This is a genomic window from Kocuria sp. CH-021, from assembly GCF_049716185.1.
GTDB lineage: Bacteria > Actinomycetota > Actinomycetes > Actinomycetales > Micrococcaceae > Kocuria > Kocuria cellulosilytica.
The window spans coordinates 1-930 of sequence record NZ_JBNAFK010000059.1 but is presented as its reverse complement, the minus strand read 5'-3'; the positions used below and the strand labels follow the sequence as shown (position 1 = coordinate 930).

Genomic DNA, 930 nt, shown 5'->3' with positions numbered 1-930 from the left:
CCTGCACAACGGAGTCAAGGAGCAGCTGACCTTCTCCGACGCCGAGTTCGAGCGCCGCCTGGCCGGGCTGCGCCGAATCATGGCCGCCAAGGACCTCGACGCCGTCATCCTGACCAGCTACCACGGCATCAAGTACTACTCGGACTTCCTCTACACCACCTTCGGGCGCAACTACGCCCTGGTCGTCACCGCCGAGGACTCCGTGACGGTCACCGCCAACATCGACGCCGGCATGCCCTGGCGCACCAGCTACGGCGACAACATCGTCTACACCGACTGGCGCCGCGACAACTTCTACTACGGCCTCCAGGAAGCCCTGCGCCGGGGCGGGGTCACCGCCCGCCGGATCGGGGTGGAGGACGACGCCCTGCCGCTGCTGACCCGCCAGCGCATCCAGGCCGCCTTCCAGGGCGCCGAGCTCACCGACGTCTCCCAGGACGCCATGCGCCAGCGCATGATCAAGTCGCCCGAGGAGATCGAGGTCATCAAACACGGCGCCCGCATCGGCGACCTGGGCGGGGAGGCCATCCGCAACGCGATCCGGGAGGGCGTCACCGAGTACGAGGTCGCCCTGGCCGGCACCGAGGCCATGGTCCACGAGATCGCCCGCACCTTCCCGCACCGCGAGGTCCGCGACACCTGGGTGTGGTTCCAGTCCGGGATCAACACCGACGGCGCCCACAACTGGGCCACCACCCGCCAGCTGCGCCGCGGGGACATCCTGTCGCTGAACTGCTTCCCGATGACCTCGGGCTACTACACCGCCCTGGAGCGCACCCTGTTCCTGGGCGAGCCCGACGCCCGCTCCCGCGAACTGTGGGAGATCAACGTGAAGGTCCACGAGCGCGGCCTGGAACTGATCAAGCCCGGGGCGGTGTGCCAGGACATCGCCGCGGAGCTCAACGAGATCTTCATCTCCCACGGCCTGCT

At 68.5% G+C, this 930-nt stretch carries 1 protein-coding gene; it reads left to right on the top strand.

Features of this window, described 5'->3' with window-relative positions; genetic code table 11:
• Position 1: 1 nt before the first annotated feature.
• On the top strand, positions 2 to 930 hold a 929-nt coding region (locus ACPYN7_RS18000; RefSeq protein ID WP_424348556.1), incomplete at its 3' end, for an aminopeptidase P family protein.